The sequence below is a fragment of the Cloacibacillus sp. genome, from assembly GCA_036655895.1.
GTDB lineage: Bacteria > Synergistota > Synergistia > Synergistales > Synergistaceae > JAVVPF01.
Genome location: JAVVPF010000018.1, coordinates 47,954 through 61,439 on the forward strand (window position 1 = coordinate 47,954; position 13,486 = coordinate 61,439).

At 55.7% G+C, this 13,486-nt stretch carries 15 protein-coding genes and 2 tRNA genes; 16 read left to right on the forward strand and 1 reads right to left on the reverse strand.

Annotation, left to right across the window (positions count from 1 at the left end; translation table 11 throughout):
* The first annotated feature begins 34 nt into the window (after positions 1 to 34).
* From rimP to RRY12_07390, 16 genes are all read left to right on the forward strand, one after another.
* The gene (rimP, locus tag RRY12_07315) at positions 35 to 538 is read left to right on the forward strand and encodes a ribosome maturation factor RimP (GenBank protein MEG2184471.1); all 504 of its coding nucleotides are present in this window, start codon (positions 35 to 37) and stop codon (positions 536 to 538) included.
* A gap of 30 nt (positions 539 to 568) precedes the next feature.
* Positions 569 to 1,678 carry a transcription termination factor NusA gene (gene nusA, locus RRY12_07320; GenBank protein MEG2184472.1) on the forward strand — a complete coding sequence of 370 codons (1,110 nt, stop codon included), beginning with the start codon at positions 569 to 571 and terminating at the stop codon, positions 1,676 to 1,678.
* 7 nt (positions 1,679 to 1,685) lie between these two features.
* Entirely contained in the window at positions 1,686 to 2,000 is a 315-nt protein-coding gene (locus tag RRY12_07325; GenBank protein MEG2184473.1) for a YlxR family protein, read from the forward strand.
* Positions 1,981 to 2,319 (forward strand): hypothetical protein, encoded by a 339-nt coding sequence (locus RRY12_07330; protein ID MEG2184474.1) that lies wholly within the window; start codon positions 1,981 to 1,983, stop codon positions 2,317 to 2,319. Before RRY12_07325 ends, RRY12_07330 begins: the two co-directional genes overlap by 20 nt.
* Positions 2,312 to 4,387, forward strand: coding sequence for a translation initiation factor IF-2 (infB, locus tag RRY12_07335; protein MEG2184475.1), 2,076 nt, complete (start codon positions 2,312 to 2,314; stop codon positions 4,385 to 4,387). Before RRY12_07330 ends, infB begins: the two co-directional genes overlap by 8 nt.
* A 10-nt stretch (positions 4,388 to 4,397) precedes the next feature.
* Complete coding sequence (locus tag RRY12_07340; protein ID MEG2184476.1) at positions 4,398 to 4,709, forward strand: DUF503 domain-containing protein; 312 nt, start codon at positions 4,398 to 4,400, stop codon at positions 4,707 to 4,709.
* A complete protein-coding gene (rbfA, locus tag RRY12_07345) occupies positions 4,696 to 5,067 on the forward strand; it encodes a 30S ribosome-binding factor RbfA (protein MEG2184477.1) in 372 nt (123 codons plus the stop codon). The genes RRY12_07340 and rbfA overlap by 14 nt, the downstream gene beginning before the upstream one ends.
* 3 nt (positions 5,068 to 5,070) lie before the next feature.
* Entirely contained in the window at positions 5,071 to 6,072 is a 1,002-nt protein-coding gene (locus tag RRY12_07350; protein MEG2184478.1) for a bifunctional oligoribonuclease/PAP phosphatase NrnA, read from the forward strand.
* On the forward strand, positions 6,041 to 6,973 hold the full coding sequence (gene truB / locus RRY12_07355) for a tRNA pseudouridine(55) synthase TruB (protein ID MEG2184479.1): 933 nt from the start codon (positions 6,041 to 6,043) through the stop codon (positions 6,971 to 6,973). Before RRY12_07350 ends, truB begins: the two co-directional genes overlap by 32 nt.
* Positions 6,970 to 7,893, forward strand: coding sequence for a riboflavin biosynthesis protein RibF (gene ribF / locus RRY12_07360; protein ID MEG2184480.1), 924 nt, complete (start codon positions 6,970 to 6,972; stop codon positions 7,891 to 7,893). Before truB ends, ribF begins: the two co-directional genes overlap by 4 nt.
* An 87-nt stretch (positions 7,894 to 7,980) precedes the next feature.
* On the forward strand, positions 7,981 to 9,021 hold the full coding sequence (locus RRY12_07365) for a SurA N-terminal domain-containing protein (GenBank protein ID MEG2184481.1): 1,041 nt from the start codon (positions 7,981 to 7,983) through the stop codon (positions 9,019 to 9,021).
* A 161-nt stretch (positions 9,022 to 9,182) separates the two neighbouring features.
* Positions 9,183 to 9,956 carry a glucose 1-dehydrogenase gene (locus RRY12_07370; protein MEG2184482.1) on the forward strand — a complete coding sequence of 258 codons (774 nt, stop codon included), beginning with the start codon at positions 9,183 to 9,185 and terminating at the stop codon, positions 9,954 to 9,956.
* Between the two features lie 233 nt (positions 9,957 to 10,189).
* Positions 10,190 to 10,423: a thioredoxin family protein gene (locus RRY12_07375; GenBank protein ID MEG2184483.1), complete on the forward strand. Its 234-nt coding sequence runs from the start codon at positions 10,190 to 10,192 to the stop codon at positions 10,421 to 10,423.
* A 52-nt stretch (positions 10,424 to 10,475) separates the two neighbouring features.
* Positions 10,476 to 11,651, forward strand: a complete 1,176-nt coding sequence (locus RRY12_07380) for a DUF3798 domain-containing protein (protein ID MEG2184484.1) — start codon at positions 10,476 to 10,478, stop codon at positions 11,649 to 11,651.
* 145 nt (positions 11,652 to 11,796) lie between these two features.
* Positions 11,797 to 11,882, forward strand: a tRNA-Tyr gene (locus RRY12_07385).
* A gap of 40 nt (positions 11,883 to 11,922) precedes the next feature.
* Positions 11,923 to 11,998, forward strand: a tRNA-Thr gene (locus RRY12_07390).
* A gap of 193 nt (positions 11,999 to 12,191) precedes the next feature.
* Here RRY12_07390 and RRY12_07395 read toward each other — a convergent pair.
* Positions 12,192 to 13,148: a magnesium transporter CorA family protein gene (locus RRY12_07395; GenBank protein ID MEG2184485.1), complete on the reverse strand. Its 957-nt coding sequence runs from the start codon at positions 13,146 to 13,148 to the stop codon at positions 12,192 to 12,194.
* Positions 13,149 to 13,486 lie beyond the last annotated feature (338 nt).

Consider the following 13,486-nt stretch of genomic DNA (forward strand, 5'->3'; position numbering starts at 1 on the left):
TACCCACTCTTCTTTTGTTACAGGAGGCGATTATTTGAACCGGGAGAAGTACGCGGAAATATTCCGCGCTTTGTCCGAGCGCGCTGAAAAGCTCGGATATGAGTGCGCGGGCTTTGAGATCGTAAGCGAGAACGGCATGGAGATCATCAGGCTTTATCTTGAAATGCCGGGCGGCATAGACATGAACGACTGTGAAACAGTCTCGCGCGAGATAAGCGAATATCTTGACACCATAGAGGAAGAACTTCCCGAGCGGTATTATCTTGAGATAAGCTCTCCCGGCCTAGAGCGTCCTCTTTTTTCAGCGGACGATTTCAGGCGTTTTGCAGGCAGCGAGGCGCAGATATATTTCAAAAAGGGCGGCCGCTCCGTGAAGGGCGTAATAGTAACCGCAAACGAAAGCGACGAGGCCGTAATAACAGAGCCGGGCGGAGGCCAGAGGACGATACCGCTCGACGAAATAAAAAGAGCGCACTTAGTCTATGTGCCGAAGACGGGCCAGAAAAAGACCTTTAAAAAAATACCTAAAAAGAAATAGAGAAACGCGCGAAAGGGGACGACAGGAAAAATGCAGCTAGGAAAAGATTTTAAGAAAGTTCTAAAGCAAATAGAGGACGAGAAGGGGCTTTCTGAGGAGATCATAGTAGCCAGCCTCGAGGCCGCCATGGTATCGGCATATAAAAAATACAAGGGCGGCAATCAGCACACCGAGGTCTACATAGATGTTGAAAACGGAGAGTTTTCTCTATATGAGGTCTATGAGATCGTGGAAGAGGTTACGAACGCCGACGCGGAGATGACGCTTGAAGAGGCGACGCGCCGCGGATACACGAACCTAGAGGTGGGCGACATCATCAGAAGCGAAGTGCTGCCGGAGGACTTCGGCCGCATCGCGGCTCAGACGGCGCGACAGGTGATAATCCAGAAGCTCAAAGACGCGGAGCGCCAGGTAGTCTACGAGCAGTTCTCGGATAAAATTGGCAATATAGTGGCGGGCGCCATCTTCAAGGCGGAGGGCGATCAGATACTTGTGCGCCTCAACGACAAGACCGAGGCCATAATGCCCAAAGAGGAGCGCATCGTCGGAGAGAGATACAACCCCGGCGACCGCATGAAGTTCTATCTGCTGGACGTTCGTCAGACGACGCGCGGCCCGCGCATAATCGTATCACGCACCCATCCCGGGCTTCTGCGCCGGCTGCTTGAACTTGAGGTGCCGGAGATACAGGACGGCGTAGTCGAGATACGCAACATCGTCCGCGAGGCCGGAACCCGCGCGAAAATCGCGGTAGGCAGCCTCGACGTCAACGTCGAGCCGCTGGGAGCCTGCGTCGGCAAGCAGGGAAGCCGCATAAAATCTATCAGCAGCGAGCTGAACGGCGAAAGGATAGACATCATCGTCCACAGCAACGACCCGCTCAAATACATCACGAACGCGCTCTCGCCCGCCAAGATAATCCGCATCGAGCCGCTGCTCGACCAGGACAGGTCGGTGCTTGCCTTCGTGCGTCCCGACCAGTTGTCGCTCGCCATCGGCAAGGCGGGGCAGAACGTGCGCCTTGCGGCGCGCCTGACTGGCTGGAAGATAGACATAAAGGTCAAAGAAGAGGAAAAACTTCCCACGATGAAGGATCTCTTCCTCGAGATGCCCGTAGGGTCCGACGAGGAGTCAAGGTAGAAGAGCAATGGCGAAGCAGGCCGCGAACCAGACGCCTAAAAAACTGCGCCCGCGCACATGCGTCGGCTGCATGGAGGAGTCTCCCAAACGCGCGCTTCTGCGCGTCATAAGGACGCCCGAGGGCGAAGTACGCTTTGACCCGACCGGCAAGGCAAACGGGCGCGGTGCGTACGTTTGCGCCAGGCTCTCCTGCGTTGAGGCCGCAAAGAAAAAAAAGGCCTTTTCGCGCGCTTTAAAGGCGGAGGCGCCTGAGTCGCTTTACACTGAACTTGCCGCGCGCTGCGCGGATGAGGAGAATCGCGATGAACGGCAGGACGGATAAGGCGCTCGACATGATGAGCATGGCCCGCAGGGCCGGCGAGCTCATCATAGGACAGGACAAGATCTTCGACGCTATAAAGAGCGGCGGGAGGCTTGCCGTCTTCGTTACAGAGGACTGCTCGCAAAATGTTATGCGCACGCTGAACGCGGCGGAAGCACGCGGAAGCATAAAAATTTTAAACATAAAAGATACCGACAGGGCCCTTTTGGGACAGCGTCTTGGGATAAGCGCGGCGCAGGCCGCGGCGCTTCCAGAAGAAAGCGGCTTTGCGAAAAAGATTTGTTTTTTGATTGAAGACAGGAGTGATGCGGATGAGTAAAATTAGAGTATATGATCTTGCGAAGATGCTGGAAAAGAGCAACACGGAGATGGTCGAAATACTGACCGGCCTCGGCGTCGCAATAAAATCGCACATGAGTTCCATTGACGAGGACCTTGTCCCTATGGTGCAGGAATCTCTCCAGAAGGCCAAAGCCGACGAGTCCAAAAAGGAACTGGAAGCGCTTTCATCCTACCCGACCGTCTATATCCCCGAAGGAGTCTCCGTCTCGGAGGTAGCCTCCCTCTCGGGCGAAAAGGCGGGAAGCGCCGTCAAGGCGCTGATGCTGGAGGGCCTCATGCTGCCCGCCACTACAAGGGCCGACGAAAAGATTTTGCAGATACTTGGCAAAACGTTCAAAAAGAACCTCGTCTTCGGCAAAGCGCAGCCCGAGGAAGAAAAACCGTCGGTGGCCGCGCAGCAGACGAAGGCAGCACCCGCCGCGCCGAAAAATATCCACGAGGCGAAGGCGGCGCATGAGGCTAAGAAAAACGAGCCTCAGAGCCAGAAAAAGAACAAAAAGGGCAAGTCAAAGAAAAACGGAGCCGGAGAGGCTACGCACCGTCCTCCGATAATCACGGTCATGGGACACGTCGACCACGGCAAAACGACGCTTCTTGACAATATCCGCAACACGCACGTCACGGATAAAGAGGCCGGCGGCATCACGCAGCACATAGGTGCCTCGCGCGTCGAATACAACGGCAACACGCTCGTATTCCTCGACACGCCGGGACACGAAGCCTTTACCGCGATGCGTATGCGCGGAGCTCAGGTGACGGACATCGCCGTGCTTGTCGTAGCGGCCGACGACGGCATCAAGCCGCAGACCATCGAAGCGCTGAACCACGCGAAAGCGGCCGGCGTTCCGATAGTGGTCGCGGTAAATAAGGTCGACAAACCCGACGCGAAGCCGGAGCGCGTGCGCCAGCAGCTCTCCGACTACGGACTTGTGCCGGAAGAGTGGGGCGGAGACACCATCATGGTCGACGTCGCCGCAAAGACCGGAGTCAACGTCGACGGCCTGCTTGAGATGCTGCTTCTGGTCGCCGAAATGCAGGAACTTAAGGCCGACCCGAAGGCCGCGCCTACCGGCACCGTCATCGAAGCCAATCTCGACAAGGGCAAAGGCCCCGTAGCCACAGTCATAGTGCAGGAGGGAACGCTGCACCGCGGCGACATCATCCACACCGCCAGCGCCTGGGGCAAGATCCGCGCGATGATAGACGACATGGGGCGCACTGTGAATTCCGCGGGCCCGAGTATGCCGGTTGAGATACTCGGCCTTGAAAACGTCCCGCAGCCCGGAGAAAACTTCAATCTCCTGGACTCTGAACGCGAGGCGCGCGACATAATGTCGCAGAACGAGGCCGACCGCCGTGAAACGGACCAGAGCAAGACGAAACGCCTGACGCTCGAAGAGCTCTACGATAAGATGCAGACGGAAGAGGTGCCGCAGCTGCGCATCGTTCTTAAGACGGACGTTCAGGGCTCGCTTGAAGCCTTCCACGCCTCGCTTATGAAGATGAGCACGGACGCAGTCTCTGTAAACATCGTCCATGAAGGCGTCGGCCGCATCTCTGAATCAGACGTCATGCTCGCCTCCGCCTCAAACGCCATCATCGTAGGCTTCAACGTCCGCCCGGACTCAAACGCAAAGAGAGTCTCCGAAAACGAAGGCGTCCAGATACGTCTCTATCAGGTCATCTACGACATGCTAGACGACGTGAAGGCGGCTATGGAAGGAATGCTTGCGCCCGCGCTTCGCGAACATACGCTGGGTACAGCTGAGATACGCGAGATGTTCCGCGTGCCGAAGGTCGGCAACATCGCCGGATGCCGTATCACTGAAGGGCTGCTGCGCAGGAGCGCGAAGGTGCGCCTCATCCGCGACGGCGTCGTTTTCTGGAGCGGCGAGCTTTCAAGCCTCAAGCATTTCAAGGACGACGTTCGTGAAATCAAGGCCGGCAACGAGTGCGGACTGAGCTTTGAAAAATTCCAGGACTTCAAAGTGGGCGACGTCATCGAAGCCTACGAGATCCTGAAAGAGAAGAAAACTCTGGACTAAGGAATAAGATATGTCCTTTTGGATAGCGGCGGCACAGACCTCTTTGAGGCTTCCCTACGCGGGCAGCCTCAAAGATCGGCGTCAGGTCGTGCGCTCCATCACGGATGGGGTGCGCGGCCGTTTTTCCATTTCGGCGGCGGACTTAGGTCCGGAGGGCGCGCACAACGCGGCGGAGCTGGGCTTTTCCGCGGCCGGATCATCTGCCGCGGAGCTTGACGAAAGAATGCGCAATCTAGAAAAATTTATATATCAAAGAGAAGAAGAGGGCGAATTTACAGTCGTCGCCTTTTCTATGGAGGTGTTCAAATATGGCGACCTATAGGATCGACAGAATCAATAAAGAGTTCATGCGTCTCATTTCGCAGATGCTGCAGACGCGCATAAAAGACGCCTCCGCGGCGGAGGCCGTGCTAACAAGGGTCTCCGTATCGCGCGACTTGGGCTTTGCCAAAGTTTATTACACTCTGATAAAGCCGGAGGAGAGGCCCGTCGTCCAGGAGGCGCTCGACAAGGCGGCCGTGCCTATGCGCGGCATGCTCGGCAAAGAGATGCGTCTGCGCACCATACCGGAGCTGCACTTCGTCTATGACGATTCCGAGAACAAGGCGCGCGCGATGGACGAGCTGCTTGATAAAGTCGCGGAAATGGACGCGAAGCTGAAGGCCGAGAGGGACGCGTAGCAGATGTATGACAAAGTCCTCTTTGCGGAGGCGCTGGAAAAACTAAAAAAACACAGCAGCTGGGCGATAGTCTGTCACGAAAATCCTGACGGCGATACGCTCGGCTGCGCTTTTGCGCTATATTCGCTTGGCAAGCGAGCCGGCAAACGAACCTCCGTCTATTCAAAAGATCCGCTGCCTGCCGCGTTTTCTTTTTTTCCGCACTCAGACGAACTTACAGTTTTAGAGAGCCTCTCGCCCGAGGAGCTTGCCGAAACGCTGCTTGTCACAGTTGACACCAGCACGGAGCAGCGCGCGCTTTCAAACCTGCCCGAGCTGCTTGCCTCCTGCGCGGATTCTCTGAACATCGACCACCACGGCGACAACAAACTCTACGCCAAGACAAATCTCGTAGACACAAACGGCTCCGCCACCGCCGAGGTGATGACGGAGCTCATCGATGCCTTCGGCATGGGGATAACGGAAGGCGAGGCCGCCGCGCTGTACACGGCGCTCACCACGGACAACGGCAACTTCAAATATAACTCAGTGACGCCTCGCAGCCACGACTGCGCGAAGCTGCTGCTTAGCGCGGGAGCGCATCCCACCGATATAGACGACCGCATACACGAGAACCTGACGGCCGACGTCCTGAAGGTGTGGGGCGCGGCGCTGCTGCGCACGGAGGTTTTTGCAGAAGGCAAGTGCGCGCTTGCGTGGCTTCGCGACAAAGAGATAAAAGAGGCGGAGGCGGGCGCAAACACGCTTGAAGGGCTCGTCAACATGCTGATGCGCATAAAGGGCGTCCGCATGGGACTCTTCGTCACGGAAAAAGAAGGCTGCGTCAAACTCAGCGTCAGAAGCCGAGGAACGTGCAGCGCAAGGGAGCTTGCCTCAAAGTTCGGCGGCGGCGGCCACGTGAACGCCGCAGGCGCGACGGTAGAGGGAAGCTTCGAGGCAGTTCTGCAAACGGTAAAGAAAGAGGCCGAGGCCTATGTCCTTCACTGGGCTGCTTCCGGTAGATAAGCCGCTGGGCCTGCGCAGCACAGACTGCGTACAGAGGCTCAGACGCATACTGGGACGCAAAATAAAAATAGGCCACGGCGGCACGCTCGACTCCACCGCCACAGGCCTGCTCTTTATATTGACCGGAGGGGCTACGCGCCTTGCGAATTTCGTAATGGCGCTGCCTAAGTGCTACGAGGCGGAGGTGACCTTCGGAGTTTCTACCTCGACGGACGACGCAAGCGGAGAGGTGACGGCGCGCGCCGGACGCTCGCACATAACCAACGAAGAGACGGAGATCCTGCTCTGCGGCTTTCTTGGCTGGCGAATGCAGTCGCCTCCGGCCGTCTCCGCCGTGCATGTGGACGGACTTCGCGCGCACGAGCTTGCGCGCGGCGGCCTGGCCGTCGTGCCGGAGGCAAGGCCGGTCTATTTTTCAAAGATAGAGCGCATTAGCGATATGGATGACGCTGGGCGCATGAGATTTCGCGTCTTTTGCAGCAAGGGCACCTACATCAGGAGCTTCGCGCGCGACCTAGGTTCTGCGCTTGCGTCCGCGGCGCACCTGTCCGCTCTGCGCCGCGTCAGCTGCGGCGCCTTTACCGCTTCCGACGCATATCCTGCGGAAAAACTCTTTGAGATGAGCAGTTCCGAGCTTGCGGCCTCTCTGCTTCCGATAGAGAGCCTCTGCCGCGAAGGCGCGGCCTACGGCGCGGACGACGAAGCGGCGGCTAAACTTTCAAGCGGGCTTCCTGTGACGCTTGACCTGCTTTTTCGTAAAAATCTGCCACCAGCCTGCTCAAAAAAACTGCTCGTCGCGTCTCCCTCGCTTTTTTCTATCTGCGACATTGCGAGGGATGGAGCGAAACTCAAACTTTCTCCCGACGTCAACATTAAATTTTCAGGAGGCGCAGAGGATTGATATACGCGCTTGGAGCCTTCGACGGATTTCATCTGGGACACCGCGTGCTGCTTGAAACGGCGGCGGCTGTAGCCCAAAAACAAGAGACCGGCTGGGGCGTCATCACCTTCGAGGGACATCCGAGGATGCTTCTTGACAAAAACAAATTTAAACTGCTCTTCTCGCCGCCCGAAAGAGACCTGATAGCGAAATACCTGGCGGTCCCGCGTATGGAAAAAATACACTTCACACGTGAATTTGCCGCGCTTTCGCCATCAGATTTCGTGGACTGCATAGGAACGAAATATTCCGTGAAGGGCTTGGTCACCGGCGCGAACTTTCGCTTCGGAAAAGACCGCGCCGGAAACGCAGAACTGCTTGCGTCGCTCTGCCGCGAACGAGGCTGGTCGCTCAACGTCATACCGTCGCGTTTTCTCGAAAATAAAGTCATCAGCAGCACCGCGGTGCGCGCGGCGGTGGCGGGCGGTGATATGACGCTTGCCGCGCGGCTGCTTGGCTATCCGTACATGGTGAGCGGGCGCGTCGCGCACGGAGACGGCCGAGGCCGCGAGCTTGCCTTTCCCACGGCGAACCTATGTCTGCTTCCGGGCAAGATATATCCGCCGCACGGAGTTTACGCCGCCGTTACGGTGATTGACGGCGACTGGCGCGCCTCCGCCCTCAACATCGGCAGCAACCCCACCTTTGACGGACTTCGGCCGCCGCGCTGCGAAGCGCACATAATAGGCGCGGAGTGCGATCTTTACGGCCGCGACATCACGCTCTTCATATTAAAGAGGCTGCGCGGCGAGGAAAAGTTCCCGTCGGCTGCGGCGCTTTGCGCGCGCGTAGCGGAGGACGTAAAGCAATGCGGCGCCCTCTGCGCGGAATATTTATCGCAGGAGGGCTCCGAGATAAAAAAATTCGCGCGTTATCTTTAGGAAGAGCTGCGCCCTTTGACAGTATCGTCTGGCTATCGTATCATATCTAAGTTACGCAAAAGCGTATTTTGAGGAGGAAGATTTCCCTTGTTAAGAGCAATGAGAAGCTATACTAGAGTCATCATGATAATCGTCATACTCTTCTTCGTCGCGTCGTGCTTCGCAGGCTACGGCCTGTATGTCCGCGGCAACAGAGGTGGGAACGGCGAAGGCCGTCAGGACTACCCGGTAGCTACAATAGACGGCAAGAACATAATGCGTTCTGAGCTTGAAAAAGGCGCCTCTCGCATGTCAGAGCAGTATGGCAGCAACGTCACCTCCGCCGACGCCCCGCAGATCAGAAGAGCTGTGCTCGACGGGATGACGATCCAGGCGGAGCTTGGAAAAGAGATAGAGAACAGAAACATCGACGTCGCGAAGGACGAGATCGAAGAGACCTACAAAAAGATAATGGACCAGTATCCGACGCGCGAAGAATTTATGTCCTACATGCAGCGCAGCGGCATCACTGAAAAGCAGATGAAGGACGACATCAAAAAGCAGCTGCAGATGGACAAAGTCCTTAAATCGCTCGAAGCCGACATCAAGGTAGACGAAAAAGAGGTGCGCGCCTTCTACGACACGGCGAAGAACTTCCTTTACAAGCAGCCGGCCGGCATCAGCGTAAACATCGCCACCTTCAAAGACAAGGCGGCGGCCGAGGCCGCGCGCAAGGCTATAGCGGCGGGAGGCAACTGGGACGCGGAGATGGCGAAATACAAAAACGACATAGAGATGTCAACGCCGTATGACCAGCCCACAGTGCTCGCCGACCAGCAGCTCCAAAAAGAACTCGCCATGCTCAAAGACTACCCCATGAACAAAGTGACGCCAGTCCAGAGCGCCGGAGATAAATTCAGCTACATCGCCATCAAGCGCACAAAGACCGCTGAACGCGTCATCCCGTTCAACTCCGTCAGCGCCGACGTAAAGGCTACGATAACCAACCAGAAGATGCAGGAAGCCCAGCAGAAATTCTACGAGACGCTGCTCAAACGCGCCGACGTAAAGGTGCTTGACGCATCCATCTTCCCGGCAGACAAACCGGCCTCGGAAGACGCGGCGCCAAAATCGGAAGACAAGAAATAACGAAAAATCCAAAATAACATAAAAAATCGCGGAAGAGGAAAGCGCCAGGCTTGCCTCTTCCGCGATTTTTTATATGCGCGCGGCGCGTTTGCCCTTGAAAATAAAAAATCCACACGTTACTATAGGCGAAGCAGCATATTTTTCGACTGGAGGGCTGGTCTATGGATATTGCAAAACTTACAGATCTTAGAGGAAAATCCGCCGTGGTAACAGGCGGCGCGGGCGGCATAGGCGCCGCCTGCGCGCGTACCTTCGCCGCAGCTGGCGCAAACGTAGCCATCATAGACAAAAACGCGGAGGCCGCGCACCAAACAGCGCTTGAGATCGCCGAGGAATTTGGCGTGCATACAGCCGCTTTCGAATGCGACGTCATATCCGCGGCAGACGACACAGACGTCATAGAACGCGCCGCAGCGGCGCTGAAAGGCCTGAACATCCTCGTCAACAATACCGGAGGCGGAGGCGGCGGAGCGGAGCGTTTTGAGGGGCTCTCAGCCGATTACATCAACAAGATATTCAGCCTCAACGTCTACTCGGTCTTTCGTTTCTCACGCCTTGCCCTGCCGCACATGAGGGCCGCGGGCTATGGTTCCATCGTCAACATCAGCTCAATGGCAAGCATCATGAGCGGAGCTGACATGTCCGTCTACAGCGCCTCCAAGGCCGCCGTGAACGCCCTCACGCGCCAGATGGCGATAGACGTGGCTCCCGTTCGTGTGAACGCCATCGCGCCCGGCGCAATAAAGACGCACGCGCTTGCTACGGTCCTCACAGAACCGATGGAACGCAAGATGCTGGAAAAAACTCCGCTGGGACGTCTAGGCGCGCCAGAAGACATAGCAAACGCGGCGCTCTTTTTCGCCTCCCCGATGGCCTCATGGGTCTCTGGGCAGACGCTGATAGTCTCAGGCGGAGGATACCAAACGCTCGATTAACGAAAAATCAAAATTTTTTATACCGCAAGAAGAGACTCACACAAAGCGTGCGAGCTCTCTTCTTGTATCTTGACGGCCTCCCTGTGCTATAATATCGCAGATAGAAACTCCCGTAAAAGAGGTGGCAGAAAATGAAAAGCATAAACTATGCTCAGTACGCCCGTGACGTTATAGAGGCCTCGCACGAACGGCCCGTAATAGTGGATATCTGGGACCCGTCGTGACCGCCCTGTATAGCGCTTGCTCCGAAATTTGAAGAGCTGGCGGCAAGATACGCGGGGCGTATCGACTTCTTAAAGATGGACCGCTCGCAAAACAAAGAGATAATGAAAGAGCTCTCCCTGCGCGGCGTACCCACTATAATATTTATGAAAGACGGAAATAGCGCTGCGCCGCGTCTTACCGGAGACGAGCAGGCGACGGAGGAAAAGATCCGCGCCGCGGCGGAGAAGATCATCGGCAATTAAATCACTCAGCTATAAACATATTTACGCAAACATATAAACGGAGGTAATACCAATGAAAAAACTACTGCTGCTTGCGGCGCTTCTGCTATTTGCCGCGCTTCCCGCTCACGCCGACGCGCCGTTTCACATAGGCGTCGTCACCGGCACAGTCTCGCAGGGCGAAGACAACGTCCGCGGGGCCGAGAGGCTCATTGCCATGTACAAAGACGCCTCAAAGGGCGGCATGATAAAACACGTCACCTACCCCGACAACTTCGGAGCCGAAATGGAGACCGTCATAAGCCAGATAGCCGGCCTTGCGGACGACCCAAAGATGAAAGTCGTGGTCGTCATGGAGGGCGTGCCAGGCACAGCCGAGGCCTTCCGCCGCATCAAAGAAAAACGCAAAGACATCCTATGCTTCACGGGGCAGCCGCAGGAAGACCCGAACGTAATAGGTGCTGTGGCCGACCTCGTCGTCAACTCCGACAACCTCGCCATGGGCTATATCATGCCGGCCGCCGCGAAAAAGCTTGGCGCCAAGACCTACGTCCACATATCATTCCCGAGGCACATGAGCTACGAACTGCTCTCCCGCAGACGCAAAATAATGGAGGCCGCCTGCAAAGACCTGGGCCTCAAATTCGTCTTTGAAACCGCGCCCGACCCCACAAGCGACGTAGGCGTGGCCGGAGCGCAGCAGTACGTTCTTGAAAAAACCCCGGCGTGGCTCCAGAAATACGGGAAAAATACAGCCTTCTTCAGCACCAACGACGCTCAGGTGGAGCCGCTCCTCAAAAAAATAACCGAGCTGGGCGGTTTCTACGTCCAGACCGACTCTCCGCTTCAGGGCTACGCCGGAGCGCTTGGGATAGATCTGAAAAAAGAAAAGGGCAACTGGCCCGCCATACTTGGCAAAATAGAAAAAACAGTAGTAAATAAAAGCGCCTCAGGACGCCTCGCCACATGGGCCTACCCGTCAGGCTACAGCATCACAGCGGCGCTTGGTGAATATGGCAAGCGCGTAGTTGAAAAGAAGGCGAAGCTGGGTAGACAGTCCGACGTAATGAAAGCCTTCGCCGCCTTCTCGCCGGGCCTTGCGTGGAACAGCAGCGCCTACACCGACGCCGCAACAGGCGTAAAGATGAAGAACTTCCTGCTCATCTACCAGGACACCTACGTCTTTGGCAAAGGCCCCCTCGGCATGAACAAAATAAAGGTTCCCGAAAAATATTACAAAATCAAGTAACCGATAAAAGACAAAACGGCGGAGGCGCGCGAAAACCGCGCGGAAATTCCTCCGCCGATTCTCCACGGCGGGGTTGACAAAAAAATAAAATCCTGTAGAATACTTTCCTGTAATGCCGCTGTCGCCGCGGCGGTTTCAAGCAAGTGGTAGAATGGCCGAGTGGTCAAAGGCAACAGACTGTAAATCTGTCGGCGAGAGCCTACGCTAGTTCGAACCTAGCTTCTACCACCATTTTTGTGTCCAAATGCCCTTACCGCATTTAAAAAGACAGGCCGACTTAGCTCAGTAGGTAGAGCACATCCATGGTAAGGATGGGGTCCCCGGTCCGAGTCCGGGAGTCGGCTCCATATAATATACCATCACAGGGTCTTTGTTAGTTTTGGCGAAGGCTCTGTTTGCTTTTTATAGCCGTGTGCTGTCTCTTAATTCGGAAGGTGCGCTGGATCGCGGCGTGTTGGATGTAAAATTATAAAAAGAGCCTCTAAACCTGGATTTCACTTAGGTTTAGAGGCTCTTTGACTGCAAGTGTTTTTCGTCGTTTTAAAACAGGCGTTTTCTCCACAGTATCCATGTGGCTACGATTGTGAAGCCTATCGAGAGGGCGCAGACTATGATGAAGCCCAGCGGGTGACCCTCCCACGGGACGGGGACGTTCATTCCGAAGAAGCTGGCGACCATTGTCGGGATGGCCAGCACTATCGTTATGGAAGCCAAGAATTTCATTACTATGTTAAGGTTGTTGGAGATGACGGAGGCGAATGCGTCCATCATGCCGGCGAGGACGTCCGTCTGGATCTGCGCCATCTCTATGGACTGGTCGTATTCGACCCGCACGTCGTCGAGGAGTTCTTCGTCCTCCTCGCGGAATTTGATGATATGGCTCACCTGCGGGTTGGAGCAGAGGCGCAGCAGCCGTTCAACGACGACTTTGTTTGAGCGCAGCGACATCGAATAGTAGGTGAGGCCTTTTTGGAGGTCGAGCAGCTGAAAGAGCTCCTCGTTCTTCATTGAGAGGCGCAGGTCTTGCTCTATCTGGTCGGAACGCCGCGTCATCTGACGCAGGTCCTTCAAAAAGAGCATCGCGGAACGGTATAGTATCTGGAAGAGCAGCCGCGTGCGCTTATGCGTGCTGAAATACCGAAAGCGCGACTCTGAAAAATTTTGTATTATATCATTGTGTTCCTGACAGATGGTGACGATGTATTCCGGTGTGATGACGATGCCGAGAGGCAGCGTGTCGTATTCATAATTCTGCGCCTCGTGGTTTACGGGGACGTTGATAAGGACAAGTATATGGTTGTCTTCGATCTCTATACGCGAAGATTCTTCCGGGTCCAGCGCGGAGCGGATAAAATCCTGCGGCGCGCCTGTTATCGCCTCTACGCGGCTGAGTTCGTCCGCTGTGGGGCGTATAAGACTTATCCATGCGCCGGCTTCGACGCAATCAGGGGTCAGCTCAACGAGCTGCGTCTCTGTTGTTTTTGTTATTCTGAGCATAATATTACCTCCATACCCGCAACACCCGGGTATGGTGCGCCCCAGGGCATGCTATCTAGATGTTTCGCACAATTGTCCGACAGGTTCAGGACTGGGGCCGCTGCTGTCCATTTATAAAACATCCTTCCTCAGGCGCGCCTGAAAATATTTAACTTATAAAGTTTAGTCGTTTGGCGCAAAGAGGTCAAGCGCCGAGCGACCAAAAGGTGACGCGGTGATGTAGGTTTGTCAAACCTCTGTTACACGGCAACCAAAAAAGCATTTAAGCTTTCCCGTGGAGATTTCCATTTAAGAGGTCTCATCGGGAAGTTATTGTATTTACCACAGTGGACAGCCAG

Bases quoted from the DNA above. Each gene is read 5' to 3' on its own strand.
- truB (MEG2184479.1), top strand. From the start codon at position 6,041: ATGTCCTTCACTGGGCTGCTTCCGGTAGATAAGCCGCTGGGCCTGCGC.
- RRY12_07350 (MEG2184478.1), top strand. From the start codon at position 5,071: ATGTATGACAAAGTCCTCTTTGCGGAGGCGCTGGAAAAACTAAAAAAA.
- rbfA (MEG2184477.1), top strand. From the start codon at position 4,696: ATGGCGACCTATAGGATCGACAGAATCAATAAAGAGTTCATGCGTCTC.
- RRY12_07340 (MEG2184476.1), top strand. From the start codon at position 4,398: ATGTCCTTTTGGATAGCGGCGGCACAGACCTCTTTGAGGCTTCCCTAC.
- RRY12_07395 (MEG2184485.1), bottom strand. From the start codon at position 13,148: ATGCTCAGAATAACAAAAACAACAGAGACGCAGCTCGTTGAGCTGACC.
- nusA (MEG2184472.1), top strand. From the start codon at position 569: ATGCAGCTAGGAAAAGATTTTAAGAAAGTTCTAAAGCAAATAGAGGAC.
- RRY12_07370 (MEG2184482.1), top strand. From the start codon at position 9,183: ATGGATATTGCAAAACTTACAGATCTTAGAGGAAAATCCGCCGTGGTA.
- RRY12_07380 (MEG2184484.1), top strand. From the start codon at position 10,476: ATGAAAAAACTACTGCTGCTTGCGGCGCTTCTGCTATTTGCCGCGCTT.
- RRY12_07325 (MEG2184473.1), top strand. From the start codon at position 1,686: ATGGCGAAGCAGGCCGCGAACCAGACGCCTAAAAAACTGCGCCCGCGC.
- RRY12_07330 (MEG2184474.1), top strand. From the start codon at position 1,981: ATGAACGGCAGGACGGATAAGGCGCTCGACATGATGAGCATGGCCCGC.
- infB (MEG2184475.1), top strand. From the start codon at position 2,312: ATGAGTAAAATTAGAGTATATGATCTTGCGAAGATGCTGGAAAAGAGC.